This is a genomic window from Bradyrhizobium yuanmingense (assembly GCF_900094575.1).
Lineage (GTDB): Bacteria > Pseudomonadota > Alphaproteobacteria > Rhizobiales > Xanthobacteraceae > Bradyrhizobium > Bradyrhizobium yuanmingense.
Genome location: NZ_FMAE01000007.1, coordinates 70,865 through 94,263 on the forward strand (window position 1 = coordinate 70,865; position 23,399 = coordinate 94,263).

27 protein-coding genes are annotated in these 23,399 nt (G+C 64.8%); 18 read left to right on the forward strand and 9 right to left on the reverse strand.

Annotation, left to right across the window (positions count from 1 at the left end):
- Positions 1-8: 8 nt before the first annotated feature.
- Entirely contained in the window at positions 9-314 is a 306-nt protein-coding gene (locus tag GA0061099_RS24920) for a BufA1 family periplasmic bufferin-type metallophore (protein WP_036026732.1), read from the reverse strand.
- Between the two features lie 308 nt (positions 315-622).
- Here GA0061099_RS24920 and GA0061099_RS24925 point away from each other — a divergent pair, with 308 nt between their 5' ends.
- From GA0061099_RS24925 to GA0061099_RS41855, 5 genes are all read left to right on the forward strand, one after another.
- Positions 623-2,713, forward strand: a complete 2,091-nt coding sequence (locus GA0061099_RS24925) for an adenylate/guanylate cyclase domain-containing protein (protein WP_036026730.1) — start codon at positions 623-625, stop codon at positions 2,711-2,713.
- Positions 2,714-2,891: 178 nt separating this feature from the next.
- Positions 2,892-3,809 carry an alpha/beta fold hydrolase gene (locus GA0061099_RS24930; RefSeq protein ID WP_050995988.1) on the forward strand — a complete coding sequence of 306 codons (918 nt, stop codon included), beginning with the start codon at positions 2,892-2,894 and terminating at the stop codon, positions 3,807-3,809.
- Positions 3,810-3,818: 9 nt separating this feature from the next.
- A complete protein-coding gene (locus GA0061099_RS24935; RefSeq protein ID WP_036026727.1) occupies positions 3,819-4,403 on the forward strand; it encodes a HutD/Ves family protein in 585 nt (194 codons plus the stop codon).
- 101 nt (positions 4,404-4,504) lie between these two features.
- Positions 4,505-5,710, forward strand: coding sequence for an adenylate/guanylate cyclase domain-containing protein (locus GA0061099_RS24940; protein WP_036011675.1), 1,206 nt, complete (start codon positions 4,505-4,507; stop codon positions 5,708-5,710).
- Between the two features lie 56 nt (positions 5,711-5,766).
- Positions 5,767-6,090, forward strand: a complete 324-nt coding sequence (locus GA0061099_RS41855; protein WP_036011673.1) for a hypothetical protein — start codon at positions 5,767-5,769, stop codon at positions 6,088-6,090.
- Between the two features lie 181 nt (positions 6,091-6,271).
- On the opposite strand, the gene GA0061099_RS24950 is transcribed toward GA0061099_RS41855, so the two are convergent.
- The 3 genes from GA0061099_RS24950 to GA0061099_RS24960 form a co-directional block, all read right to left on the reverse strand.
- Complete coding sequence (locus tag GA0061099_RS24950) at positions 6,272-6,451, reverse strand: hypothetical protein (RefSeq protein ID WP_036011671.1); 180 nt, start codon at positions 6,449-6,451, stop codon at positions 6,272-6,274.
- A gap of 86 nt (positions 6,452-6,537) precedes the next feature.
- On the reverse strand, positions 6,538-6,744 hold the full coding sequence (locus GA0061099_RS24955; RefSeq protein ID WP_050995990.1) for a hypothetical protein: 207 nt from the start codon (positions 6,742-6,744) through the stop codon (positions 6,538-6,540).
- Positions 6,745-6,838: 94 nt separating this feature from the next.
- The gene (locus GA0061099_RS24960; RefSeq protein ID WP_074448098.1) at positions 6,839-7,207 is read right to left on the reverse strand and encodes a rhodanese-like domain-containing protein; all 369 of its coding nucleotides are present in this window, start codon (positions 7,205-7,207) and stop codon (positions 6,839-6,841) included.
- A 176-nt stretch (positions 7,208-7,383) separates the two neighbouring features.
- On the opposite strand from GA0061099_RS24960, the gene GA0061099_RS24965 reads away from it, so the two are divergent.
- Positions 7,384-8,181: an adenylate/guanylate cyclase domain-containing protein gene (locus tag GA0061099_RS24965; RefSeq protein WP_036026722.1), complete on the forward strand. Its 798-nt coding sequence runs from the start codon at positions 7,384-7,386 to the stop codon at positions 8,179-8,181.
- Positions 8,182-8,237: 56 nt separating this feature from the next.
- On the opposite strand, the gene GA0061099_RS24970 is transcribed toward GA0061099_RS24965, so the two are convergent.
- Positions 8,238-8,786 carry a TetR/AcrR family transcriptional regulator gene (locus GA0061099_RS24970; protein ID WP_225114033.1) on the reverse strand — a complete coding sequence of 183 codons (549 nt, stop codon included), beginning with the start codon at positions 8,784-8,786 and terminating at the stop codon, positions 8,238-8,240.
- 570 nt (positions 8,787-9,356) lie between these two features.
- Between GA0061099_RS24970 and GA0061099_RS24980 the strand changes: the two genes are divergently transcribed.
- The 5 genes from GA0061099_RS24980 (at position 9,357) to GA0061099_RS24995 (ending at position 12,522) form a co-directional block, all read left to right on the forward strand.
- A complete protein-coding gene (locus GA0061099_RS24980) occupies positions 9,357-9,788 on the forward strand; it encodes a hypothetical protein (RefSeq protein WP_036026718.1) in 432 nt (143 codons plus the stop codon).
- 61 nt (positions 9,789-9,849) lie between these two features.
- Entirely contained in the window at positions 9,850-10,806 is a 957-nt protein-coding gene (locus GA0061099_RS24985; protein WP_036026717.1) for an oxidoreductase, read from the forward strand.
- A gap of 116 nt (positions 10,807-10,922) precedes the next feature.
- The gene (locus GA0061099_RS24990; RefSeq protein ID WP_244429354.1) at positions 10,923-11,372 is read left to right on the forward strand and encodes a lipocalin-like domain-containing protein; all 450 of its coding nucleotides are present in this window, start codon (positions 10,923-10,925) and stop codon (positions 11,370-11,372) included.
- A 199-nt stretch (positions 11,373-11,571) separates the two neighbouring features.
- A complete protein-coding gene (locus tag GA0061099_RS42800; protein WP_260345905.1) occupies positions 11,572-11,694 on the forward strand; it encodes a hypothetical protein in 123 nt (40 codons plus the stop codon).
- A gap of 63 nt (positions 11,695-11,757) precedes the next feature.
- Complete coding sequence (locus GA0061099_RS24995) at positions 11,758-12,522, forward strand: alpha/beta hydrolase (RefSeq protein WP_036026712.1); 765 nt, start codon at positions 11,758-11,760, stop codon at positions 12,520-12,522.
- An 80-nt stretch (positions 12,523-12,602) separates the two neighbouring features.
- Here GA0061099_RS24995 and GA0061099_RS25000 read toward each other — a convergent pair whose 3' ends face one another.
- Positions 12,603-13,589, reverse strand: a complete 987-nt coding sequence (locus GA0061099_RS25000) for an MBL fold metallo-hydrolase (protein WP_370129345.1) — start codon at positions 13,587-13,589, stop codon at positions 12,603-12,605.
- Positions 13,590-13,670: 81 nt separating this feature from the next.
- Here GA0061099_RS25000 and GA0061099_RS25005 point away from each other — a divergent pair, with 81 nt between their 5' ends.
- Positions 13,671-14,603 (forward strand): LysR family transcriptional regulator, encoded by a 933-nt coding sequence (locus tag GA0061099_RS25005; protein WP_063822474.1) that lies wholly within the window; start codon positions 13,671-13,673, stop codon positions 14,601-14,603.
- A 120-nt stretch (positions 14,604-14,723) separates the two neighbouring features.
- Positions 14,724-15,665, forward strand: a complete 942-nt coding sequence (gene ku / locus GA0061099_RS25010) for a non-homologous end joining protein Ku (protein ID WP_036026710.1) — start codon at positions 14,724-14,726, stop codon at positions 15,663-15,665.
- A 63-nt stretch (positions 15,666-15,728) separates the two neighbouring features.
- Here the strand turns inward: ku and GA0061099_RS25015 are convergent, their stop codons facing one another.
- Positions 15,729-16,010 (reverse strand): hypothetical protein, encoded by a 282-nt coding sequence (locus GA0061099_RS25015; protein WP_036026709.1) that lies wholly within the window; start codon positions 16,008-16,010, stop codon positions 15,729-15,731.
- 244 nt (positions 16,011-16,254) lie between these two features.
- On the opposite strand from GA0061099_RS25015, the gene GA0061099_RS25020 reads away from it, so the two are divergent.
- Positions 16,255-16,731, forward strand: coding sequence for a DUF3833 family protein (locus GA0061099_RS25020; protein WP_036026708.1), 477 nt, complete (start codon positions 16,255-16,257; stop codon positions 16,729-16,731).
- A 156-nt stretch (positions 16,732-16,887) separates the two neighbouring features.
- A complete protein-coding gene (locus tag GA0061099_RS41360; RefSeq protein WP_036026707.1) occupies positions 16,888-17,310 on the forward strand; it encodes a hypothetical protein in 423 nt (140 codons plus the stop codon).
- A 1,547-nt stretch (positions 17,311-18,857) separates the two neighbouring features.
- Here GA0061099_RS41360 and GA0061099_RS25030 read toward each other — a convergent pair.
- The gene (locus GA0061099_RS25030) at positions 18,858-19,250 is read right to left on the reverse strand and encodes a hypothetical protein (RefSeq protein WP_036026706.1); all 393 of its coding nucleotides are present in this window, start codon (positions 19,248-19,250) and stop codon (positions 18,858-18,860) included.
- A 256-nt stretch (positions 19,251-19,506) separates the two neighbouring features.
- The gene (locus GA0061099_RS25035; protein ID WP_036026704.1) at positions 19,507-19,752 is read right to left on the reverse strand and encodes a hypothetical protein; all 246 of its coding nucleotides are present in this window, start codon (positions 19,750-19,752) and stop codon (positions 19,507-19,509) included.
- Between the two features lie 489 nt (positions 19,753-20,241).
- On the opposite strand from GA0061099_RS25035, the gene GA0061099_RS25040 reads away from it, so the two are divergent.
- From GA0061099_RS25040 to rpoH, 3 genes are read left to right on the forward strand one after another with little or no spacing between them, the layout of a single operon-like run.
- Positions 20,242-20,919 carry a response regulator transcription factor gene (locus GA0061099_RS25040; protein WP_036026703.1) on the forward strand — a complete coding sequence of 226 codons (678 nt, stop codon included), beginning with the start codon at positions 20,242-20,244 and terminating at the stop codon, positions 20,917-20,919.
- A gap of 12 nt (positions 20,920-20,931) precedes the next feature.
- Positions 20,932-22,356, forward strand: a complete 1,425-nt coding sequence (locus GA0061099_RS25045; RefSeq protein WP_036026701.1) for an ATP-binding protein — start codon at positions 20,932-20,934, stop codon at positions 22,354-22,356.
- A gap of 60 nt (positions 22,357-22,416) precedes the next feature.
- Complete coding sequence (rpoH, locus tag GA0061099_RS25050; protein ID WP_036026699.1) at positions 22,417-23,334, forward strand: RNA polymerase sigma factor RpoH; 918 nt, start codon at positions 22,417-22,419, stop codon at positions 23,332-23,334.
- Positions 23,335-23,399: the final 65 nt, after the last annotated feature.

Consider the following 23,399-nt stretch of genomic DNA (forward strand, 5'->3'; position numbering starts at 1 on the left):
GCCGGCCGTCAGATCGGCTTCAGCGAACCCTTCTTGCCGCCCGGCAGCTCGATGCTGGTGCAGGTGCCGCCCTTGACGAATTTCCAGGCATTACCCTGGTAGTCCACGGTCGAGGTGCCCTGGCAGGTGGTGCCCGGTCCCGCCGCGCAATCGTTCTGGCCTTTCAGTGCGACGCCGAAGCACTTCTCTTTCTTGGCGGCGACGGCGGCATCGGCTTCGGCCTTGCTCAGGGGGGCGGCGGAGGCAAGGGTCGCGAGCGCGGTCGACACCGCACCGGCGAGGACGAGGGAGGTGACGGTATGTTTGGCAGACATCGAGGTTCTCCTGTTCGAATGGTGCCGCCCGGCAGGCGAGCGCGCATGATCTCCTTCGTTCCGCGCGCCGCCCGTGTTACGGCGGGCTGCTCACGAAACCGTGAGATCGATTGGATCGGGCGCACGGTCGGTGCGCTTGGACGGGATTAGCGGGCAAGTGGGTGCCCAAATCCAATGCCTTGGCGCTATCGACACGTTAGAGCGAGAGCATTGGATGCGTCCGACCAAACTTGGCAGAGGTAACGGACGGTAGGAAATCTGCGTAGGAAGATGACAGGAGTCGCGCCCACCCAAAGGCGGATAAAACCATGAACGTCGATCCCGGACGCCAGCTGCGCGCGATCGCAAGGATGACGGTCAGTATCCGCCTTGCTGTCTCCGCGCTGGTCCTCGCCGCGATCCTGCTGACCGCGGCGCTCTCCAGCCTGCTGTGGTGGCGCACCGCGGAGGCGGCCAGCCGGCAGCTCGCCTCGACCATCAACGAGCAGATCGTCGCGGCGGTGCGCAAGGAGGTCTCGGCCATCGTCGACGAGGCGCGCGCCGCGCATACCGCGATCCGCACCCTGTTCCTCCAGAACGTGCTCGACACCCGCGAGGCCGACAAGCGCGAATTCGTCTTCCTCTCGCAATTGCAATCGCAGGCCACGATTTCCTGGGTCGCGTTCGGCTGGCCTGACGGCTCCTTCTTCGCCGCGCACAAGCTCGGCGATCGGCGCCTGGAGATGATGGAGATCTCGCTGACGGATCATCCGGGCGAGCGCCGCGTCGACGAATACGACGTGGTGCCCGGCGACATCGAGTTCGCCAACCGCCGCTTCGAGCCGACCGATTTCCGCGTCGCCGATCAGGCCTGGTTCAAGGCCGGCCTCGGCGCGGAAGACCCGCAATGGTTCAGGGTGATGGACCACGCGACCGGCGAGCGGCCGTCGATCGCCTTCGCCGGCCCGATCGACGTCTACCAGGAGCGCCAAGGCGTGCTTGCCGTCATCATCGAATATACCAGGCTTGCGCGCTTCCTGTCGCAGCTGGAGGTCGGACGCACCGGCACCGCCTTCATCGTCGACGGCAGCGGCGAGCTCGTCGCAGCGCCGGACAAGGACGCCGACGAGCTCCATCCGGCGCGTGGCGACACGGCGCTGCTGCCGCTGGCGCGCGCAGCGCTCGACCAGGCCGGGGAGGCCGGCCGCAAGGAGGCCTGGCAAAGCCGGCTCACCTCGGGCGGCGCGGCCTATGAGGTCGCGCTGACGCCGCTGCCGTTTCCCGGCTGGTCGCTCGCGACCGTGATCCCCGAGGCCGAATTTCTCGGGCCGGTCGAGACGACATTGCATCGCCTTATCCTCGGCCTCGCCGTCGGCGCCGTGCTCGCGGCGCTGGCCTCGGCGATGCTGGCGCGGTCCGTCATTGCCGCGCCGCTGTCGCGCGTCGTCGGCGAACTGCGCCATGTCGAAGCCTTCGCGCTGGAGCAGGTCCGCCGCCATCCGTCGCGGCTGAAGGAGATCGCAAGCCTATCGGGTGCGATCGCGGAGATGGCGGCCGGCCTGTCCGCATTCCGCAAGTTCATCCCGGCCGATCTCGTCCGTGGCCTGCTGCGCCAGGGCGTCGAGGCGAAGCCCGGCGGCAGCGTTCAGGAGCTCAGCGTGATGTTCATCGACATCGCCGGCTTCACCGGACTGTCGGAGCGGCTCGGCGATCGCGTCGTGCCGCTGCTGTCGCGCTATCTCGACCTCACCTCGGAGATCATCGTCGCCAATGGCGGGACCATCGACAAGTTCATCGGCGATGCCGTGATGGCGTTCTGGGGCGCGCCGCAGCCGCAAGGCGATCACGCCGCACGATGCTGCCGCGCCGCGCTCGCCTGCCGCCGGGCGATCGACGAGTCGGGCCTCGTCGACGATCTCGGTCAGCCGCTCCAGATCCGCATCGGCATCAATTCCGGCCGCATGCTGGTCGGCAATATCGGCTCGGAGCTGCGGCTGAACTACACCGTGATCGGCGATGCCGTGAACGTCGCGAGCCGGCTCGAAGGCGCCAACAAATCCTACGGCACGCAGATCCTGATCGGCGCGGCAACCGAACGTCTGGCGCGCGGCGCCGTCGTCACGCGCGAGGTCGACAGCATCGCGGTCTACGGACGCGAGGAGGGACTCTCCGTCCACGAGCTGATCGGGATGGTGAACGAGAATGCGGTCGGCAGCATCGGCTGGATCGCGGATTACGAACGCGGCCTCGCCGCCTATCGCGCCCGCCGCTTTGCCGATGCGCTCGCCGATTTCGAGGCGGTGCTGAAGCGCCGCGGCGACGATCGCCCAGCCGAGCTAATGCGGGACCGCTGCCGGCAACTGGCAGCAGCCGCGCCCGACGTCACTTGGCGGCCTGTGGCGGCATTGGCGTCGAAATAGCGGCGCGGATTCCACGACGTCATGGCGTGCCCGCGCAACCTGCAGGCCGAGCCCTTGAGCTCGCCGGGTCCCTATAGTATGGGACCGCCCGGGTCGGCAGTTCACCCGGGCGTCAGCGTCCCGCGAAGGTTCTGCGCCATTTCAAGGCCGGCGCACCCGAAGGCGTGGAAGGCGCGACATGACCGCAAATCCGGACGCATTGCCGCTCGCCGGGCCTGCTCCCGTCTCGGTGCGGACCTCCCGCGGCGTCGTCCAATGCGCGATCGCAGGCGAGGGGCCTGCGATCCTCGCCATCCATGGCGGCATGGGCGGCCACGACCAATCGTGGCTGCTGGCGCGTGCGCTCACTTCGACGCTCAGCGACAAGCGGGTGCTGGCCGTGTCTCGCCCCGGCTATCTCGGCTCGCGCCTGGAGCTGGGCGCATCGCCCGATGACCAGGCTGATCTCTATCGGGATCTGCTCGACGCGCTCGGGATTTCAAGCGCGGCCGTCGTCGCGGTCTCGGCCGGCGGCCCTTCGGCGCTGCAATTTGCCGCGCGGCATCCCTCGCGCTGCCGGTCGCTGGTGCTGGTGTCGGCCTGCACGGGACGACTGCAAACGCCGCCGGACATCGCCGCGCGCCTGCGCATGATGCGCTATCTTGCGCGTCTTCCCGGATTGCCGGGGGTCCTGAAGTGGCGGGCTGAACGCAATCCGCAAGCTGGTGCGCGCCGCGCGATTCCCGATGACGCGATGCGCGAACGAACCCTGCGCCATCCCGAGGCAGGCCTCTTGTTGCGCACCTTGCAGTCGAGCGTGTTCGAGCATCTAGCCGCCAGGATCCCCGGGACCGTCAACGACATCGCGCAATTTGCCGCGCTCGAGCAGTTGCCCGTAGGAACGGTCTCGGCGCCTGCTCTCGTCGTACACGGCCGCGCCGACGATGTGCTGGCGTTCTCGCATGCCGAGAACGTCTGCCGGGCAATCCCGCAGGCGAAGCTGCTGGCGCTCCCCGATGGCGGTCACGTCTCGCTGTTCACGCATCTGGATGCGGTGCTCAAGGCGGCCGAGCCGTTCCTGGACGGGCGCGCGATGCTCCGCACCTACATCGCATAAGGGATCTCCATGAAGGCAACGCTGCTCAATCCTGAAATCTACACCCGCTCGCCGTGGAAGAACGGCGCCGGCGTCTTCACCGACATCGCGGATGCGCATCGGGCCGATGCGCCGCGGAAGGACTGGGACAGCCTGCTCTGGCGCTTTGCGTCGACGCCGATTCTTGCGTCCGGTCCGTTCTCCCACATGCCCGGCATCGACCGCTTGCAAATGGTCGTCGAGGGCCGCGGGCTGGTGCTGAAGTCGCCGACGCAGGAATTCGACGAACGTGAACCTTTTACGACGGTGCGGTTCACCGGCGAGCTCGAGATCGTGACCGAGCTCGAGGCCGGTCCCGTCGAGGTCGTGAACCTCATGGCGCGGCGCGGCGCGGCCGAGATCGATCTCCTCGCGTTGAAGCAGCCCGGCGACCGGCACCTCGCCGCCGGCACGCATCTGGTCTACGCCCCGCGCGGCGAATGCCGCATCCGCCTCGACAACGAGGAATTTGCGATTCCCCGCACCGGCACGTTGAAGGTCGAGCTGGCCGGGCCGTCGCAGCTTGCGCTCGTCGCGGGTCTGGCGGTGCTGGGGTCGATCCGGCTTCTGGTCTAGAACCTCAGACCGATGCGCACAATCCATGCAACTAGCTAGGTTGACGCCGCCGGGCCGGCGCACGATATCTGCTGGCTAAACCGCAGCTCGAGGGGCAGGATATGAATGCGCCACACACATACGCCCCCACACTGGCCGACGGCGTCATCGACTGGCTGACCAACGGCACGCGCGACGAGCGCTTCATCGACGACATCTTCGCGCTGATGTGCATCCGCCTGCAGCAGGCGGGCATTCCGCTCAAGCGATCGACGCTTCACGTGATGATCCATCATCCGCAATGGCTGGGTGCCCGCATGATGTGGTCCGACGGCAAGCGCGAGGCGGAGATCACGTTGGCCGACTATGACGTTCGCGAGCGGTCCGAATATATCGGCAGCTCCGCCAACGAGATCCATGACGGTGCCGACGAGGTCCGCGAAAAGCTCGAACAGGATTCCTCGCTCGGTCGCAAACATGCTCTTTATGACGACATGCGGTCGCTGGGCATGACCGACTATGTGGCCTGGCCGCTGCTGCACACGCTCGGCAAGCGCCACGTCGTGACCTTCGCCACTGATCGTCCCGGCGGTTTCGAGGATGTCCACATCGCCGGCCTGAAGAAGCTGTTGCCGGTGCTGGCGCTGGTCAGCGAGATCCGCATCAAGAATCGCCTAGCGCGCACGCTGCTGGAAACTTATGTCGGCTCCCATGCCGGCGAGCTGATCCTGGCCGGCGCCACCAGGCGCGGCACCGGCACGACGGTGCGCGCCGCGATCATGATCTGCGACCTCAGGGACTTCACCAAGATCTCCGACAACTGGCCGCGCGACGATGTCATCGACCTTCTCAACGACTATTTCGACGCGATGTCGGAGCCGATCGCGCGGCACGGCGGCGAGATCCTGAAGTTCATCGGCGACGGGCTGCTCGCCATCTTCCCGCTGCATCAGCCGAACGCCTGCGCCAATCTTCTGCATGCGGTGGCCGAGGCGAGGGGAGCCATGGCCGCGCTCAACGATCGGAACAGCGCGACCGGCCGCGCGCCGCTGAACTACGGCATCGGCGTCCACGTCGGTGATGTCATGTACGGCAATATCGGATCTGCCCAGCGGCTGGATTTCACGGTGATCGGCCCGGCCGTCAACATGGCCTCCCGCCTGGAGGCCCTGACCAAGACGCTCGGCAGGAACGTGCTGCTGTCACGCGATTTCGCCGAGCTTGTCGAGAAGGAGTTCGCATTGGAGCATGTCGGCCGGCACGAGGTGCGCGGCTTCAACGCCCCCATCGAGCTCTATGCCTATCCGGCTCGCGCTATTTCCGGTTAGTTCCGGGGGCGTTCGGCAGGGCCTGTTGGCCCCCCTGGGTCTGCCTGGCCGGATCGTTGTCGCCCGGCCTCATCGTTGACGACTTCGCCGGTGCATTGGCGCCGCCGTTGTTGGCGTCCGACGACGTATTGAGGCTGGAGGCGCCCGCGCCGGTCGTGCCGCCGGTGCCGGTCGAATTGATGCCGGAGCCCGTCCTCGACGGCCCCGCGCCGCTTTGCGCGAAGGCGGAAGGAGACGAGGCGAGCGCCGCGATGAGCCCTGCTATGACGAGTGCTTTCATGTCCGCTCCTGTGCTCGGCCTGGTGCATGATCCGGACCCGGAGGGCCGCGCAGCGCAAAGTGCGCAGCGGTTTTCCAAAAAGATCATGCTCAAACAATAACCTGGAGCGCGATGACGGTTCATCCTAATCGCATCGCGCTCTAGGCGGCCCCGGCCCGGCATCCGGGGGCGGGCTTGAGCCGGGGCCGCCATTTGCCGGAATGGTGAGACGCCGGCGAAGGGCCAATGCGCGGGAACGCGTGGTCGTTCCAAATTCGATGGGGCGCCGCAAACCCGCTGAACTAGGCTGACCAGCGGTCCTGCTCTTCCTGGTGGGCTTGCTCGTTCAGCCGGTCGGCGATCTCGTCCGCAATCTGCTCGGTCTCGGCCGAGGCCACCGGCTCGCCCTTGTGTGTCTTCAGCTTGTCCTTGTCGGCTTCGATCGGAAAGTCGTCGGGTGTCAGTCCGGTCGTCTTGTTCATGGTGCGCCTCACTGTCTCCAGTTGGGGAAAACACACGTGAAGGGCCGATCGTTGCTACGAAGATGAAGCCGCTGGACGAGGCGGCGTCAGGCGCCGCCGACCGCCCGCGTGACGGTGCCGCTCCCGCCGCAGGTGGCGCAAGGCGCGCCGTCGATGCGTCCCTTGCCGTGACAATCGGGACAGACGTCGTCGCCGGTGCCCTTGGTTCCGGGCGGAGCTTCGTCACCGGGATTGAGCGCTGCTTGCGTGGGAATCTTGGCGTCTTGTGCGTGGGCAGCCTTGGTCTTGGTCATCTGCGCCTCCTCGACAACACCGCAACGCGCCTTGCCGCAGAAAGTGCCAATCGGAGTTCGCAGCGCAGTCAACGGAACCGCGCCGCTGTTCTCGCTACTTCTCGACTGCGCCCGTCCAGTCCTTAAAGCCGCCGACGTTGTAGACGTTCTCGTAACCCATATCCTTCAAGAGCTTGCCGGCCAGCGCCGACCTGCCGCCGGTTGCGCAATAGAGGATGACGGTCTTGCCCTTGTCGAACGCCTTGTCGTGATAGGGCGACTCCGGGTCGGCGCGAAACTCCAGCATCCCGCGCGAGACGTTCACGGCGCCGGCGATCTTGCCGCTGGCGGCGACTTCCGGCGCATCGCGAACGTCCACGACCAGCGTGTTGCCCTTGTTGATCATCTCGGCCGCCTGCTCCGAGGTGATCTTCGGGACCGCCGCGTTCGCAGCTTCCAGCATTTGCTTGACACTCGTTGCCATAAATTCTCTCCGGATTTTCTTCTGCCGCCCCATAGGAGGATAGCACATCGATCTGGACATCGCTCCTGGATAAGCTTGTCCCGCCGGAGTCAGAGGCCGGAGGTCCGGTTGCCAAGGCCGGATTGTCCGACTAGCCTTGCCGAAGCTACGCCCAAACGGTCTCTGGCCGCACCTTCATGCCCAAATTTCTCCGCATCGGTGTCCATCAGTCCAACGTCTCCGGATACACTTCGAAGGCGTGGTGCGTCAGACGCGTCGGCGCGGCGGTCTTCCTGAAATGGGGCGCGGTGGAGGTGCAGGGCGCCGGCGCCGGGCGCAAGGTCTACTGGTCGCGGTCGCCGCAGGAGAAGACGATCCGTTGCGGCACCGCGCAGCGCGCGCAGGAGTACACGAAAGCCGCGATCGCGCGGCGCCGCAATCACCGCTATGAGCCGCTGACCGGACCCATCGCGAACCGGCGCCGGTCGGCTGCCCGCGCCGCCGAGCTCAAGCAGGCGCTCGCCACCATCCTCATCGTGGACATCGTCGGCTCCACGGCGAAGGCAGCCAAGCTCGGCGATGCGCGCTGGACCAAGGTGATAGGCCATTATTACGCGGCGGTCCGCAAGGAGCTGAAGACGTGCCGCGGCAAGGAGGTCGTGACCACGGGCGACGGCGTACTGGCGACCTTCAGGAAACCCGCTGCCGGCATCGCCTGCGCGGCCGCGATTCAGAAAGCCGTGCGCACGCTCGGCCTCGAGATCAGGGTGGGTCTCCACGCGGGCGAATACACCATCAGCGGCGGCGAAATGGTCGGCCTCGCGTTCCACATCTGCACCCGGGTTGCAGCGAAAGCACGCGCGGGCGAGGTGCTGGTTTCGAGCGCGGTAAAGGAACTGATGGCGGCGCAGTCCGTAATCAACCTGAGGGATCATGGCCAGCACCGGCTCAAGGGGGTGCCCGAAAGGTGGCGGCTGTACCGGGTGGAGGGCTGAGGGCATCGCGGCGCAATAAGCCTTGCGAGGCTGCGCCTCAGTCACAGCCCCTGGATTCAAGCTTCCGCCTTCATGTTTGCGAAACGGTCCCGCAAATAGGCGGCGAAGGGACGCCTTCCCTCATCCTGGCTCCAACTGTCGATCGCAAGGCGAAAAGCTCCGATTGAGACCATCGCGACTATGCGGAGTGCCGTTCGCCGCTTGGGCTGCGGCCACATCGTGCAGAGCGCGTCGAAGACCGCCTGTTCCTGTTGGGCGTATTTGGTGGCCTCGCGGGCGCGAAGCGTCTCGTTGGTGCGGATGAACCGGTCGATCTCCATCATTTGTTTCCGGGCCTGGACGTCCTCGTAGGACGCCGTGAGTCTGACCAGTGCATTCTTCACCGCTTCGAGCGGCGGCTGCTTGGTCGATTGCTCCAGAACGGCGCGCCCTATGGCTTCGGCGAGACCGCCCTGCCAGGCCAGGATGATGTCTTCCTTCGACTTGAAATAATAGAAGAAGGTCCGACGCGAAATTCCCGCTGCCTCCGCGATGGCGTCGAGCGTCGTCGCCTCATAGCCGTTCCGAAGGAAGAGCCTCAGACCGGTGTCGGTGATCCGTCGCAACGTTTCGCGGCGCTTTTGCTCCCTCAGTCCCTCGCTTTTCGGTGATGGGTCGTCTCCGTCCTGTTTCGACACACAACGGCCTCATTCAAAATTACACTCAGTGCGATAAAATTCCGCATCAAGTGCGAAATTACTGCATGTGAGGCCGGCCAGCAAGGCTCGGGCCGATTCGAGGCGTCCAAGACCAGCGAACTGGATCAAGATGACTGCAGACAGGGACGGCCCGGCGAACGACCGGGATGCCGATGCTTCGCGTTGCGATTTCCACGATGCCGAGGCCGGTTTGCTGCAAGCGGCGGCCGGGAAGGACCAGCGCACGCGCAGCTCCGGCAACATCGAGCTTCTACGCCGCAATCCTGCCGGTTACGTCGCCTCCAGCCATCGCCAGGGCGCGCCGCACCGGCCTCGCCGTGCAATCAGCAGACCTCGCAGGAGCCTGCAATCCGTCCCCGGACGATACATGACGCGCGAGCCCGTCATGCCGGCGAGCAGCGCCTCGACGGCGCCGTGCAAGGCTCGCCAAGGGAACGTGACCAGCGTCGATTTGTCGCTCGGACCCTCGCGCGCGCGGTGAAGGCCATACGTTCGCCGTATCTCGGCAATTTCGGCGTTCTCATCCTGCTGTGCGCCATCTCGTTCCATCCCTGCTTCGATCTGGCGAACGTCGTTTCGAACAGCTTCCTCTGTCTCGGTGCGAAGGCGGCGTTCGCCGCGACCGTCAATCTCGTGGTGGACGACTGGACCCCGACGATCCAGGCCTTTCTGGCCGGCCGCCTTCTGCGCTGGATTGGCCTCAGCCTTCTGCTCGCGCTGCTCCCCGTGCTGACCGTCATCCGCGCCGGGACGCTGGCCAAGCTGCGGGCGCTAGCCGCCCTCTTGCTTGTCCGGCTGCGCGGGATCCTCAGAGCTTCGCTGCGGCCACTGAATCGCGCAGCGCGGGAGGGCCGCGGCGCAGGTGTCGTTCACGAGAAGGTCAACAGGCTCGGGCGGCACAACGCTTGAAAATTACACTAGGTGTAATTTAACTGGCCCGATGTGATGTTGTGCCGTGGGAGATGGCCCGATGCCTGGTTGGAGTGCGAGCGATATTCCGTCCCAGCGGGGGCGTTGCGCCGTTGTCACGGGCACGGGTGGCCTGGGTTACCAAGATGCGCTGGCGTTGGCGCGTGCGGACGGCGAAGTGATCATTGCCGGTCGCAATGCCTCGAAGGGAGCAGACGCCGTCGCGCGGATCCGATCCCGTCAGCCCAACGCGAACGTCCGGTTCGAACGGCTCGACCTTGCGGATATTCATTCGGTGCGGGCCTTCGGCTCCCGTTTGCGTGGCCAACGGGACAGTCTCGACCTGCTCGTCAACAATGCCGCGGTCATGATGCCCCCTGTCCGGCAAGTAACGGCCGACGGGTTCGAAATGCAGTTCGGCACGAACCACCTCGGCCATTTCGCGCTGACGGCCGAGCTTCTGCCGCTGCTGCACAAGGGCGTCGAGCCGCGCGTCGTCACCGTGTCCAGCCTGGCAGCGCGCAGCGGAGCGATCGAGTTCGACAATCTGCAGGCTGAGCGTCGCTACCAGCCGATGCCGATCTACAGCCAGTCCAAGCTTGCGAACCTGATGTTTGCGTTCGAGCTGCAGCGACGCAGCCGGAGGTTCGGCTGGGGCATCACCAGCGTTGCGGCCCATCCCGGCGTATCGCGGACCGACCTCATTCCGAATGGCGCCGGCCGGATGAGCCTTCCCGGCCTGGCGCGGACCGCCCTCTGGTTCCTGTTTCAGCCGGCGGCGCAAGGTGCGCTGCCGACGCTGTTCGCGGCGACGTCGCCGGACATCGTCCCCGGCGGCTATTACGGTCCGGACAAGTTCGGCGAAATCCGCGGTTCGCCGTCCGTGGCCCGCGTGCCGCCGCAGGCCGATGACGATGCGGTGGCGTCTCATCTGTGGGATGTCTCGGCAAGACTGACCGGCGCTCGCTTAGCGACGGAGTCGTCCCGCGCCCAGGCGAGGACGGATCTGTGCACTTGAAGCGGCCTCGCGCAGGTCCGCCATTCCGAGGCCCGGCGGCCGCGTAGAAAGACGAAGCAGAGGACTCCAACATGACCCGTCGAAATCTGGTGCTGATCGCTTTGGGAGTTTGCCTGATGAGTGCTCCAGTCCACGCGACGCCGCCGAACAAGGTGCTCGGCACCTGGAGAATGGTCTCCGCTCAGATCGATCCGGAAGGAAAGAACCTGCCGGCCTATGGCGCGCGGCCGAGCGGGCTGCTGACCTTCACGCCGGACATGCACTTCATCGAGGTGCTGACCGACTCGGACGTCCCGCGCTTTGCCTCCAGCGTGCGGGGCGAGGGCACGGACGCGGAAAACCGCGCGGCCATGGCCGGCAGCATCGGCTTTTTCGGCACCTACACGGTGGATGAGAACGGCGAGTTCAGCGGCAACAAGGTCGAGGGCTGCACCTTTCCGAACTGGATCGGCAGCGTTCGGACGCGGAAGGAATTGCGTCTGGTGGTCGACGGCGACGTCATGACCGAGAATTTTGAACGACCTGACGGCACGAAGATCCGCATCACGTTCGAGCGGGTCCGCTAGCGCCGTTCACGCCGACGGCGTTACCTTCGGCTCCGGAAAGGGGCAGGGCGATCGCATATGGGAGCGATCTCGCCTGTGGCCATTCTTCGAGACGCCCCCCGTTAGCGGGCGTTGAAGGACGAGGCGCGCGCTCAGCTCGCGCAAAGCACCATATGCAATAGTCCTGGGAGAGGGGCTCGGCCCGACCGTCGCCGCCTTGATGTTGACATTCAGCTTCAACCTGCTGACGAGTCTGGGGCTTGGCGAATCCGCCAAGCTGATGCTGCAGGGTGCGATCATCGGCCTTGCAGCGGCCGCATATTCGGCAAGGCGCCAGTCATGATTGCCTCGATATCGGAACGAGAACGGATGCGGCCGCAGCCGCGATGACAACAGGAGAGATGACATGACCGATGTGATGGCTGGAGCCGAACCATTCTTCATGCAGGGCAAGGGGCCTGCGGTCCTCGTGCTCCACGGCTTCACGGGAACGACGCAAAGCATGCGGTATCTCGGCGAAGAGCTTCACCGGCGCTTCGGCTTCACCGTCAGCGGGCCTCGCCTGCGGGGCCACGGCACCTCACCGGACGACATGGAAACGACCGGCTATCTCGATTGGCTCGCGTCGGCGGAGCAGGCGCTTCACGAGCTGGCTGGCCAGGGCACCAAGGTCTTCGTCACCGGCCTGTCCATGGGAGGCACGCTGACGCTCAACCTAGCCGCACGTTTTCCGAACATCGTCGCAGGCGCCGTGCCGATCAACGGTGCCGCCGGAATCTTCGATGGCGCGATGGCCGAGCTCGTATCGGACGGCGCGGCGCCGAAGCGCGTTCCCGGCATCGGATCGGACATCAAGGCCGCCGGCGTCAAGGAGCTGGCCTATCAGGAGGTGCCAGTCGCTTGCCTCCGGCAGGTCCACGTCCTGATTGCTGCGACCGAAAGCCTGCTGCGCAAGGTCAGCTGTCCCACGCTCGCCATTCATTCCAGAGAGGACCACGTCGTGCCGGCGGCCAATGGCAAGCGAATCGCGCAGGAGGTCAGTTCCAACGACGTGCGCCTGCTTTGGCTCGACAATTCCTATCATGTCGCCACGCTCGATAACGACAAGGATCTGATCGTAGAGCGCTGCGGACGATTCATCTCGGAAATCGCCGGGGCGGCGCCTGGATAGAACAGCGCTTCTGCATACGGCGGTCGTAGAATGATGGGCTTGAGATCCTACGATAGCCGCTTTCGCATCTTCGGGCTGGCTCAGCCTTCGAACCGCCAGTTCGCCGGCACCCAGCGATAGCCGTCGTCCGTCTTCCTGATGTTGCCGATGCCCGGAAACGGGAAATGGAATCCAAGCACCGGGATGCGGTCCGTCGCAGCGCGGTCGAACAAGCGCCTGCGCGACTGCAACGCGGTATCGGGATCGAGATCCGGCCCGGGCCGCCAGGCATTGTCGATGTTGAGTAGGGGGCTATAGGCGGCATCGGACGTGATCAGCAATGCTTGCGCGCCGGAATGCACCAGGATCGCCGACATGCCCGGCGTGTGGCCGCCGGCGGCGATCGTCGTTATGCCCGGCAACAACTCGCTGCCCGGCCGGTACAGCACGGCAGACTTGGCGACGGGCGCCACGCTTCGCTTGATATTGGCGATGAAGGCGCGCCGGAAATCTTCCGGCATGGGCAGCCGCGACAGGTCAGGCTCGTTACGGATGAAGAACGCAAAATCGTCCTCGGGAAGATGGACCGTCGCCTTCGGAAAAGCGCTCGATCCGTCGGCGCGGCTGAGATTGCCGACGTGATCGGGATGGGTATGCGTGATCACGATGGCGTCGATGTGCTCGGGCTCCACGCCGATCGCCGCAAGATTGCGGAATAGATGTCCGCCATCGGGGCCGAGCGTTTGCGCTGCACCTGCCTCGATCAGGATTCTCCTGCCACCGGTTTCCAGCAGAAGCGTGTTCAGGTTGAGCCTGAAGGTGTCGGTCGGCAGGAACGCATCGCTCAGCGTCCTGCCGAGTTCCTCCGCCTGGGCGGTGTGGGCATAGATGCGCGGATTGCCGCTCAGCGTGCCGTCGCTGACGACGGTTGTCTTGATATCGCCGATCCGAAAACTGTAGTGGCCGGAATTGGCCCTGCCAGCAGGCGTTTGCGCGATCGCGGCCGGCATGCCCAGCAGCGGCGTCATCGCTCCGGCCGCGCCGCCTGCGAGCATTATGCGGCGGCTGATGTTCAGATGTGATGGCATACGGCTTCTCCGGCCTATCGCGGTGGGGTCTGTGTACGATGATCTGGCATCATCCACAAATGTCATGATAGAATTTACATTATGCGTTCGATGGATTTGGCGAAAGTCGACCTCAACCTGCTGGTGGTGTTGCATGCGCTGCTCGAGACCGGCAGCGTCACGCGCGCCGCTGAGCGTCTCGGCAGCAGCCAACCCGCGATCAGCCGTGCGCTGGCAAAGCTTCGGCGCCTGTTCGGTGACCGGCTGATGGTGAAGGCGGCAAGCGGCATGACGCCGACGCTGCGCGCCGAGGCGATGCGCGAGCCGCTGGCGACCTTGCTCGGCGGCGTCGAGACATTTCTCCACAAGCCGAAATTCGATCCTTCCGCCACCGACCGCGTCTTTCGCATCGCGACGACCGATTATGGGGCGCTCGCCATCCTGCCCAATGTCGCCGCCCACTTTGCGAGCGAGGCACCCGGGGCGGCGATCGAGGTCGTCAGCTTCTCGCGTGACGTGTTCCGCATGCTCGCTGACGGTCAGGTCGATTTCGTGCTGTATGCCGATAATCCGGTATCCGGCTCGTTTCGGGCGCGCGAGCTGTTCCGCGAAAATTTCGTGACGCTGGTCCGGCAAGGGCATCCTTTGCTCAAGCAGATGCGCGGGGCAAAGGACGTGCTGCCGATCAAGCTGTTCACGGCCTGGCCGCACATCGTGGTCAGCATTTTTGGCGGGCAGGGCGGGCCGATCGATACCGCATTGGCCGAGCGCGGCTACAAGCGGCACGTCGCGCTGCGTGTTCCATATTTCGCAACGGCCGCGGTGATCACGGCTGCGTCGGATTACCTGGTGACCATGCCCTCGCGGGCGGCCCGGCAGCTTGCGCCGCGGCTCGGTCTCGTGATGCTGAAACCGCCGGCGCAGGTGACGCCCTACGGCTATCGCCTGCTCTGGCACGAACGAAGTCACGACGATCCCGGCGCGGTCTGGTTGCGCCGGCTGGTGGTCGATTCTGTCAAGTCGGGCGCCGCCTAAACCAAAACATGGAGCAAGACGCCGCAAAGCGTGCTCGTCATGAATGTTGCTCCCGATGTCGGAACCCGGGCCGGCCGTTCGTCTTGAATCCAAGCCGCCTCGAACCGGAGTTCTGCGTAAATGGCCCCGCGCGCCAATTGGAAAGGCTTCCTGAGACTGTCCCTCGTCACCTGTCCCGTGGCGCTCTATCCCGCCACCTCCGAGAGCGAGAAGATCTCGTTCAACCAGCTCAACCGGCAGACCGGCCACCGCATCAAATACGTGAAGGTGGACGCGGAGACCGGCGACGAGGTGACGAACGAGGACATCGTCAAGGGCTATGAGCTCGAGAAGGGCCAATACATCGAGGTCTCCAAGGAAGAGCTCGAGGAGATCGCGCTGGAGTCCACGCGCACCATCGAGATCGACGAGTTCGTCGACAAATCGGACATCGACGCGCGCTATCTGATCCGCCCCTATTACATCCGGCCCGACGGCAAGGTCGGCCACGACGCCTTCGCGGTGATCCGCGAGACCGTTCGCGAGATGAACAAGGTCGCGATCGGGCGCGTGGTGCTGACCAACCGCGAGCACATCATCGCGCTGGAGCCGATGGACAAGGGCCTCGTCGGCACCCTCTTGCGCTACCCCTACGAGGTGCGCAGCGAGGCCGAATATTTCGACGACATCCAGGACGTGAAGGTCACCAAGGACATGCTCGATCTCGCCCGGCACATCGTTAACCAGAAGGCCGGACGCTTCGCGCCCGAAAAGTTCGAGGACCATTACGAGACCGCGCTGATCGACCTGATCAACGAAAAGCGCGCCGGCAAGGTGATCCGGCCGAAGGAGCGGCCGAAGGGCGAGAACGTCGTCGACCTCATGGAGGCGCTGCGGCGGAGCGTCGGCAAGGAAGTCGGGAAGCAGGCCGCGCCCGCGAAGGCGGACAAGCCGGCGAAGAAGCCGAGGAAGGCGGCGGCCGGCCAGAAGGAGATGCTGATGCCGATCGCCGGCAAGAAGGCGGCCGCCAGGGAGACGTCCGCGAAAAAGCCGGCCGCAGGGGCGCGGCGGAAATCGGCATGAAGCATCCCGTGACGCCGGACTTAAATCGAAAACACGCCCTATGCCGCTTGGTACGCGAAGGTCCTAGTCGCAGGCCTCAAAGGCCCTCGTCAGGCACTCCGGACATGTATCGCCGATCGAATCGAGGACATCGTTGATCTCCGCGACGGCCTGATCGGCAGAGACGCCGTCCGGCGGATCCTGGCGCGCAAGCGCGACCGCGCGATGGCGCGCGTGCGGGTCGGCGCGATCCCTGGCCCAGCCGTGCTCCTCGCATTCGCAGATCGCGCCGGCCTCGTGCAGCACGTGGGTGGCCCATCCCCGTAAGGTCCGGATCGCCGGCCGTCTTTCCCTGGTCATCAGCATGCGAGATTGCTCCTGCGGGACGAATCCGTGCCGCCGCCAGATCGTTCCGGGCTGTTAACACGGGTCAGAGATTCCCAAACGGCAGGGCTGGGCTTGTCCACGTGTTCCGGATGAAGGGGAGCGCGCGTTGTGACGCAGCGTCTGTATGCGTTGCAAGCACCCAGCAGAGCCAGGCAGGTTTCCTCCTGAGGAACCCTGGTGCTGAGAGGCGGCTTATGTCGTCATCGGTTTCGGAGGAAAAGCCATGGTCATTGATGCGTTCGCTGGCACCACGCCGGTGTTTCTCCCTGAGCAGTTCTTCGTTGGTCGCTTGGAAGGATGGGCGGTGGTCGAGAGTCTCGTCGGCGGGCTGTTGAAGCGGGCGACGATCACGGCGCATGGCGAATTGGACGCGGACACCGACACTGTCGTTCTGACTGAAACCTACACCTTTGATGACGGCCATAGCGACACGTTGCGCTGGACGATCCACAAGCTGAGCGAAGGTCAATACATCGGCCACGAAAATCGACTGGAGGGTGAAGCCACGGGCGAGCAGACCGGTTGTGCATTCCATTGGAAGTACACGCGCGACACGCCCCAAGGCGACGGAAAGTCGTTCAAGCTGAACTTCGACGATTGGTTCTATGCGATCGATGACCGCGCCTGCATCGTGCGCGGATCCGCCGGGCGCGCGGGCATTCCGTTCGCGACGGCGCATGTGACGTATCGGAAGCTTTAGGTTCGCCCGACGCGGGCTGCAGCCCCGCTCTCCGGTGCGCACTTCTTTCTCGAACTTAACATTTTTGAATCGCGAAGGCACCGAAGCAAAGTACGGTGGGCGTTTTCGTGGGAGTGAATCTTCTGGCGCTGATAGAGCCAGAGCGGGGGCCGGGGCGTGAATTTCCAGGTTACGGTTTTGAAGATCCTGGTGAGCTATCCGGATGGCTTTGCCGTCATGGAAGACCTCAAGCGCGACATGGTGATCCTGGCGACCAGCGGCCGCGATTGGGCCGACCGGACGAGGCGTCTTGCCAGCCGCGTGCCGGACCTCGACATCTTTTCACAGGGGCTGGTCGAGCGCATCAGCGGTGGCTGGAGACTGACGTCGAAGGGGCGAGACATCTTGGCGTTCATGGAAGCCCGACCGGCACCAAGCGAGCCCAGCCTAGCGGCCCCGGTCGATGAGACGTCCCAGCCGGTATTGGAGATTGCTCCGCTTTCCCCGCTGCCGCAGCCAGCCGACCGGGCCAAGCGTCGGCGCGAGCGCCGAGAGCGCCGCCGCGAAGCCCGCGAACGGGCGCGGGCGAACGCCTCCTGAACCGGGATTGAGGTCGGCAACGAACTAGCGGTCCATCGCCGCGCTCGAAGGGGCGCCAAGCCGGCGGCGACGCGGAGGCGACGGGGTGCTAACCACCCCATCTCTCGTAAGGATTATGACCTGGCTCTGGTTGATCATCATAGTGCGGGGCCGGTTGACGGCGGTCCGGCCGTGCCGGTGAATAAGCCCAGGCCGCAGTACTCCCAGTCGTCAGAACACGAGGATGCGCTTTTGCATGATGCCGATGGACCTGGCCTGCCACCGCGGCGCTGACGGGGGCCCACAGGATAATCAAAAGGCTCAAAACGAGACCCGATCGCATGGGAGTTTCTCCGATAGACCTACGATGATGAGTTAGATGAGCCTCGGTCCACGCCCTCGCAATCGGTGACGCCTGCAAGACTGGTAACGTCCTCGGCATCACGCGCGGGTTGGCGGTCGAATTCGTGCGAATCTGTAAACCCCGCACTCGGCTTCATGCTGGCAGTTGCGTCACGGTTTGGAGTCTTTCGTCGCCGGGGTACGTCACGCGATGATGAGCACACCGATTTGCCATTCGCGCAGGCGTGATTGTTCACCCACGTGTTTTTCCCGAGCGCATACCCACCTAATGCTCAACCAAGAAATTCGAAGGAAGCGCATTTCAACAGAGCAGCCGGTTCGAGTCAGCGCGAATGCTCCGCACGAAAACAACAGCCGTTCGGAGCACGACCATGACTGGATTCAGGACCTTTGTTATTGCAGCGATGATGTCGATTGGCGCGATAAGCTCTGCAAGCGCCCAGTGCCCATTGTGGGCGACTCAACATCCAGATTTGTTTCAGGCGCAATATCCCGATCGGGATGTGTTGAACGACTGCGAATTGACGCCAGCAGGCAGAATGGGCCTGGAACGCCCTGGCGGCGCGGCTCCCTTGTTTGGGCCCAACAGGGCCTACCAGACAACGCCTGGCGTTGCCCAGCACCGCGGCTTTCACCACCGATCGCGGTGAGTATCTGAAAATGGATCCGGATGGTCGGTTTCCGGCGGAGAAACCGTAGCGCGCCAAGTCGAATGATCAGAAATCAATCCGCGCACCTTCGGTACGCGACCGTTTTCAGCGATTCCTGAGTGCTGTCGGGACCAATCAAATGCGAGTCGATTAAGTCATTGGTTTCGCGTCCACAAGTCGTCTGAAGCGGTGGAACGCTATCGAGAGACCGATGTGCGATCGTCGAGCGCCGCGCCGGTCGAGGCTTTATAGTCGGAACGGGCGCACGGGAGCACGCAACAGCCTCCTCGATCGCGAGAGATGACCGAGGTTCCGCCTTAGCTATTCTGCGGTCGCGCAGACCACACGGCAGCGATTAGGCCGCCTTGCAGAAGTGCACGGAAGCACAGCGCGGGCAGCGCACCTCGGAAGAAGGAGGCGATGCTCACGAGCTTGCCGCAGGACGTGCTTGACGTGGCCAGGCGCGAATAGAACGACGCACTTCATCGACTCTATCCTCGACGCGAACGGCAATGCGTCCACGCTGCTCCAGACCAATGGTTGCTGAGTGTGGGGTTAGCTGCAGCTCAGCGGTAACGGCAGGTCGGGATGCAACTCGTACCAGTCGTAGCAATCTGGATAGGCGCCGTAGAATCCATAGCCGCCTCGGCGGAAGTGGTGAAACGCGTGCTGGCGCAGGCCTACGTCATGACCACCGAAGCCAAGGTGCTCGCCGCCGAACCGGGCGCCGCCGGCAAAATCTCCCTCATGGCCCATGCCGCCGAAATGCGCGCCGCCGCCGAAGGCCGCATGTCCACCGCCGAAGCCTGCATGTCCGCCGCCAAAGCCGCCACCGCCAAAACCACCGCCGTGGCCACCGCCACCACCGCCGCCATGGGCATTGGCCGCGCCAACGGCGAGCGTCGAGGCGAGTGCTGCTGTCGCCAGAATCATGATTGCACGTTTCATGGATGACTCCTCTTGTTGCGCTGTCCGGCCATGTTCCGCGAGGTTGCCGATGGCCGGGTCAGTGATGAGGGAGAGGTAGGTCCGGTACGAGGCGATCCAACTGAATTCGATGTCAGATATCAGGCAAGCCGCTCGCGAAGAGCGTCTCGCGGATCGGCGCGACGCACGCGTAGGAGCGGGCCGACCAGCGCAGTCCGCTTCTCGTTATTGCAAAACGCGGCGAAGCTATAGGGCAGGCCGCGTCACCCAATCAGTACTAGCTGCCTGTGCCCGGCTCGCACGGTACGTTGTTGCCGGTCCACGGCGCGGTGGCAAAGGCGCCGACGCGCGGCGCCGGAACGCAGGCGCGCTCGCCCGGATAATGGAACGGCGTGGTCGCCGCGACTGTATCGGCGCCCACGTCGGGCCGCTGCGCGGCGCGCTGGTGCTCGCGCGCCATGACTGGGCCACCCAGCATTGCGGCCGCGATCAATCCTATCGAGAATAGTTTGGACGTGGTCATTCGCTCTCTCCTCTGACGACATCGGGCCGATCAAGCCGGCTCAGCGACGATGTCTGAACGATCGGCCACGTTTCCAACGCACGTTTTGCTCACTGCATTTCAACCGCCCGAGAGCCGCTGCGGTGTCGCAGCCACGATCGTGTGAATGCATAACATCCGTGGTCCCTGAGACGACGGCACGTGCGTTGACGGCATATGTTCGATCCAGTCGGTTGGCAGCGGAGCGCGGAAGATGATCATTGCATTTGTAACACGCGTGGTGCGGGTCCTCGTGCCGTTGGCGGCACGCACAGCCGACAACATGAACCGCAATTTAATGGCGCGGTGCGCGCGGCAGAGCTACCTCATAGCGCAGCGGGCGACCGGTAACAGGCGGCATCAGCGACGCGCGTCCGACGTACGCGGGCACTGAGCATGACACGGCCCGACGCCGTACCCGTGCTGCCCAACCGCGCATCGAGACGCCGTGGGAATTATGGTACGAGGCTCATGACCCGGATTCTCCTGATTGAGGACGACACTGAAACCGCCGAGGCGATCCTCGCCGAACTCGGCGATCGCGGCTTCGAGGTGCAGTGGGCCGGCAACGGCGTCGAGGGTCTCGCGCGGGCGCGTGCGTCGAGCCCCGATGCCATGATCGTCGATCGCATGCTCCCGGGAGTTGACGGGCTGACCGTCATCGAGGTGCTGCGCAAGGAGCAGGTGAGGACGCCCGTGCTGGTGTTGAGTGCGCTTGGCGCCGTGAATGACCGGGTGCGCGGATTGCGAATGGGCGGGGACGACTATCTCACAAAGCCGTTCGCGCTCATCGAACTGGTTGCGCGAATCGAGGCGCTGCTGCGCCGGCCGAGCGACAGCCGCGAAACCATCCTGCATGTCGGGCCCCTCGAGCTCGATCTGATCGAGCGCACCGCGCGGCGCGGCGAGCGCAGGCTCGACCTGTTGCCGCGCGAATTCCGCTTGCTCGAGTACATGATGCGCCGGAGCGATCAGCTCTTGACGCGCGCGATGCTGCTCGAGGAGGTCTGGAACTACAAGTTCGTTCCGGCGACCACCAACTTGATCGACGTGCATATGGGCCGGCTTCGTCACAAGGTGGACGGTTCCGGGGAGACACAGCTCATCCACAATGTCCGAGGCTCCGGCTTCGTCCTTCGCTCGCGGTAGGAGGGACGGGCGATGCAGCAGACACAGTTGATCCGCTCCAGCACATTTCTCTGGGCTCTGGCCGTGGCGGGCTCCTTTGCGCTGTTCGTGGTCGCCTTGTTCGCCTTCATCTACTGGAAGCTCGATGCCTATCTGGTCGCGCGGTCCGATCGCATGATCACCACGCAGATCCACTTCGTCGCGGAATTGCCCCCGGCCCGCCGCGTCAGCGCTATCGCGGATCACCTCGCGCAGGATTCCAGGGGCGTTCAGTACGCGGGACTGTTCGATGCTGCCGGCAAAAGGCTGGCCGGGAATATCGACCGCCTGCCGCGCGAACTCGGGCTCGATGGGGCGGCGCAGGGCGTGCAACTCGATCTGCTGGAGAAGCCGACGGCGCATGGTCCCGTCGTCAGGGTGGTCGGCAGCCGTCTCGAGGACGGCGATGTCTTGGTGATGGGACGGAACGTCGACGAGACGCGCGAGATATCGAGCGTGGTGGGCCAGGCCCTGGCCCTGGGTCTGCTGCCGGCCTTCAGCCTCTGCCTGCTTGCGGGTGCCTGGCTGAGCTTGCGCGCCCAGCGACGCGTAGAGGAGGTCAACCAGCGGGTCCAGCGCATCGTGGCCGGCGAGCTGCGCGAGCGGCTTCCGGAGGGCGGGACGGACGACCCGTTTGCGCGGCTGGCCAGGATCGTCAACGGCATGCTCGACGAGATGGAGACGATGATCAATGCGCTCGCCGGCGTCGGCAACGACATCGCTCATGATCTCAGGACGCCGCTGACCCGCGTCCGTCTGGCGCTGGAGCGCGGCCGGACCCATGCGGCGACGCTGGAACAGCTGCAGGACGTTGCGGACAAGGCCATCGCCGGCATCGATCAGTCGCTCGCGATCGTCACGGCCTTGCTGCGCCTGACAGAGATCGAGAACAACCGCCGTATGGCCGGGTTTGGCGACGTCGCGCTCGGCGAGATTCTGCGGGAGGTGTGCGACGTCTACGACCCGATCGCCGAGGACAAGCATGTCGGGCTCGGCGTCGTCACCGAGTGCAATGTGCAGGTGTGGGGTGACCGCGACCTGCTGTTCGAGGCAGTCGCCAACCTCGTCGACAACGCCATCAAGTTCACGCCGTCCGGCGGGCGGGTGGACCTCGCCCTGCAGGCGGAGGACGAGACCGCGCTGGTGCGCGTTAGCGATACCGGGCCCGGCATCAGCGAGCAGGAGCGCGAAGCAGTGCTGCGGCGGTTTTACCGCTCCGACAAGATGCGCAATACGCCGGGCGTCGGGCTTGGACTGAGCCTGGTGGCGGCGATCGTCAAGCTGCACGGCTTCCGGCTGATCATTGGCCCGGCTCCCGGTGGGCGGATCGAGATCCTCGCCTGGACCGGGAGTGCGGGCAGGCCCATCGCGCGCCGGTCACGCGCATTGCTGCACGCAGAGGCCGGCCAGATGGGATGAGCCAAATGACGTGCGGTGCCTCCGAGATCAATCAGCCGGCCCGGACTATAGGAGTGACAAATGCAGACGAGCCATGAGGTGGTGTGCCGCGATCCTGTTGCCGTGCCGATCGCAGCGGTGTCGACGCCGTTCCTCACCGCCTATTCCGCCGCAATCCGGCGCTACGAGCTACTTGAATCAGGTCAGGAGCAGCAGCTGGCGCGTCGCTGGCAGGAAACGCGGGACCGGCGCGCCGCGGATGCGCTCGTCACCAGCCATCTTCGGCTCGCCGCCAAGTTGGCGAGGGGTTACAAGGGATACGGTCTGCCGCTGGTCGATCTGATCGCGGAAGCGAACCTCGGCCTCGTGATCGCGGCGTCGCGCTTCGAGCCCGGGCACGGCGCCCGATTCTCCAGCTATGCGATCTGGTGGATCAAGGCCACCATTCACGACTACATCCTGCGATCGTGGTCCCTGGTCAAGATCGGGACGACGGCTGCGCAGAAGAAGCTGTTTTTCAAACTCCGCGGCGAGATCAGGAAAGCCACCAGCAGTGCGATGGCCGGGCTCACACCCGACGTCGCCGAATTGATCGCCGGGAAGCTCGAGGTGACGGCGCGCGAGGTGATCGAGATGGACGCGCGACTCCACCGCGACATGTCGCTGAACGCGCGCGTCGGTGACGGTGGAACCGAGCTGGAGGCCCTGCTGGTCGATGGTGCGGTCGACGCCGAGACGATGCTTGCCGATCACGACCAGACGGAGCAGCGCAGCAGGGCTTTGCGCGCTGCACTGGACGGGCTCGCGCCGCGGGAGCGTCATATCTTCGAGGCGCGGCGCCTGAAGGAATGTCCTGTTACGCGCGATCAGCTCGCCCGAGAGCTGTCCATATCCAGCGAGCGGGTTCGGCAGATCGAGATCCGTACCTTCGCCAAAGTCAAACGGGCCGTCATGAACGCCGCGCATGATGTGTCACACGCCGCCGCGTGCAGCGACTGAATTCGTTTTCATTTGAACGGAGGCGCGGCCGCCCTCACTTGTCCGACGATCCTGCGTAACCCTGT

Bases quoted from the DNA above. Each gene is read 5' to 3' on its own strand.
- GA0061099_RS24920 (WP_036026732.1), bottom strand. From the start codon at position 314: ATGTCTGCCAAACATACCGTCACCTCCCTCGTCCTCGCCGGTGCGGTG.
- GA0061099_RS24925 (WP_036026730.1), top strand. From the start codon at position 623: ATGAACGTCGATCCCGGACGCCAGCTGCGCGCGATCGCAAGGATGACG.
- GA0061099_RS24930 (WP_050995988.1), top strand. From the start codon at position 2,892: ATGACCGCAAATCCGGACGCATTGCCGCTCGCCGGGCCTGCTCCCGTC.
- GA0061099_RS24935 (WP_036026727.1), top strand. From the start codon at position 3,819: ATGAAGGCAACGCTGCTCAATCCTGAAATCTACACCCGCTCGCCGTGG.
- GA0061099_RS24940 (WP_036011675.1), top strand. From the start codon at position 4,505: ATGAATGCGCCACACACATACGCCCCCACACTGGCCGACGGCGTCATC.
- GA0061099_RS24950 (WP_036011671.1), bottom strand. From the start codon at position 6,451: ATGAACAAGACGACCGGACTGACACCCGACGACTTTCCGATCGAAGCC.
- GA0061099_RS24955 (WP_050995990.1), bottom strand. From the start codon at position 6,744: ATGACCAAGACCAAGGCTGCCCACGCACAAGACGCCAAGATTCCCACG.
- GA0061099_RS24960 (WP_074448098.1), bottom strand. From the start codon at position 7,207: ATGGCAACGAGTGTCAAGCAAATGCTGGAAGCTGCGAACGCGGCGGTC.
- GA0061099_RS24965 (WP_036026722.1), top strand. From the start codon at position 7,384: ATGCCCAAATTTCTCCGCATCGGTGTCCATCAGTCCAACGTCTCCGGA.
- GA0061099_RS24985 (WP_036026717.1), top strand. From the start codon at position 9,850: ATGCCTGGTTGGAGTGCGAGCGATATTCCGTCCCAGCGGGGGCGTTGC.
- GA0061099_RS24990 (WP_244429354.1), top strand. From the start codon at position 10,923: ATGAGTGCTCCAGTCCACGCGACGCCGCCGAACAAGGTGCTCGGCACC.
- GA0061099_RS42800 (WP_260345905.1), top strand. From the start codon at position 11,572: ATGTTGACATTCAGCTTCAACCTGCTGACGAGTCTGGGGCTTGGCGAA.
- GA0061099_RS24995 (WP_036026712.1), top strand. From the start codon at position 11,758: ATGACCGATGTGATGGCTGGAGCCGAACCATTCTTCATGCAGGGCAAG.
- GA0061099_RS25000 (WP_370129345.1), bottom strand. From the start codon at position 13,589: ATGCCATCACATCTGAACATCAGCCGCCGCATAATGCTCGCAGGCGGC.
- GA0061099_RS25005 (WP_063822474.1), top strand. From the start codon at position 13,671: ATGCGTTCGATGGATTTGGCGAAAGTCGACCTCAACCTGCTGGTGGTG.
- ku (WP_036026710.1), top strand. From the start codon at position 14,724: ATGGCCCCGCGCGCCAATTGGAAAGGCTTCCTGAGACTGTCCCTCGTC.
- GA0061099_RS25015 (WP_036026709.1), bottom strand. From the start codon at position 16,010: ATGCTGATGACCAGGGAAAGACGGCCGGCGATCCGGACCTTACGGGGA.
- GA0061099_RS25020 (WP_036026708.1), top strand. From the start codon at position 16,255: ATGGTCATTGATGCGTTCGCTGGCACCACGCCGGTGTTTCTCCCTGAG.
- GA0061099_RS25030 (WP_036026706.1), bottom strand. From the start codon at position 19,250: ATGAAACGTGCAATCATGATTCTGGCGACAGCAGCACTCGCCTCGACG.
- GA0061099_RS25035 (WP_036026704.1), bottom strand. From the start codon at position 19,752: ATGACCACGTCCAAACTATTCTCGATAGGATTGATCGCGGCCGCAATG.
- GA0061099_RS25040 (WP_036026703.1), top strand. From the start codon at position 20,242: ATGACCCGGATTCTCCTGATTGAGGACGACACTGAAACCGCCGAGGCG.
- GA0061099_RS25045 (WP_036026701.1), top strand. From the start codon at position 20,932: ATGCAGCAGACACAGTTGATCCGCTCCAGCACATTTCTCTGGGCTCTG.
- rpoH (WP_036026699.1), top strand. From the start codon at position 22,417: ATGCAGACGAGCCATGAGGTGGTGTGCCGCGATCCTGTTGCCGTGCCG.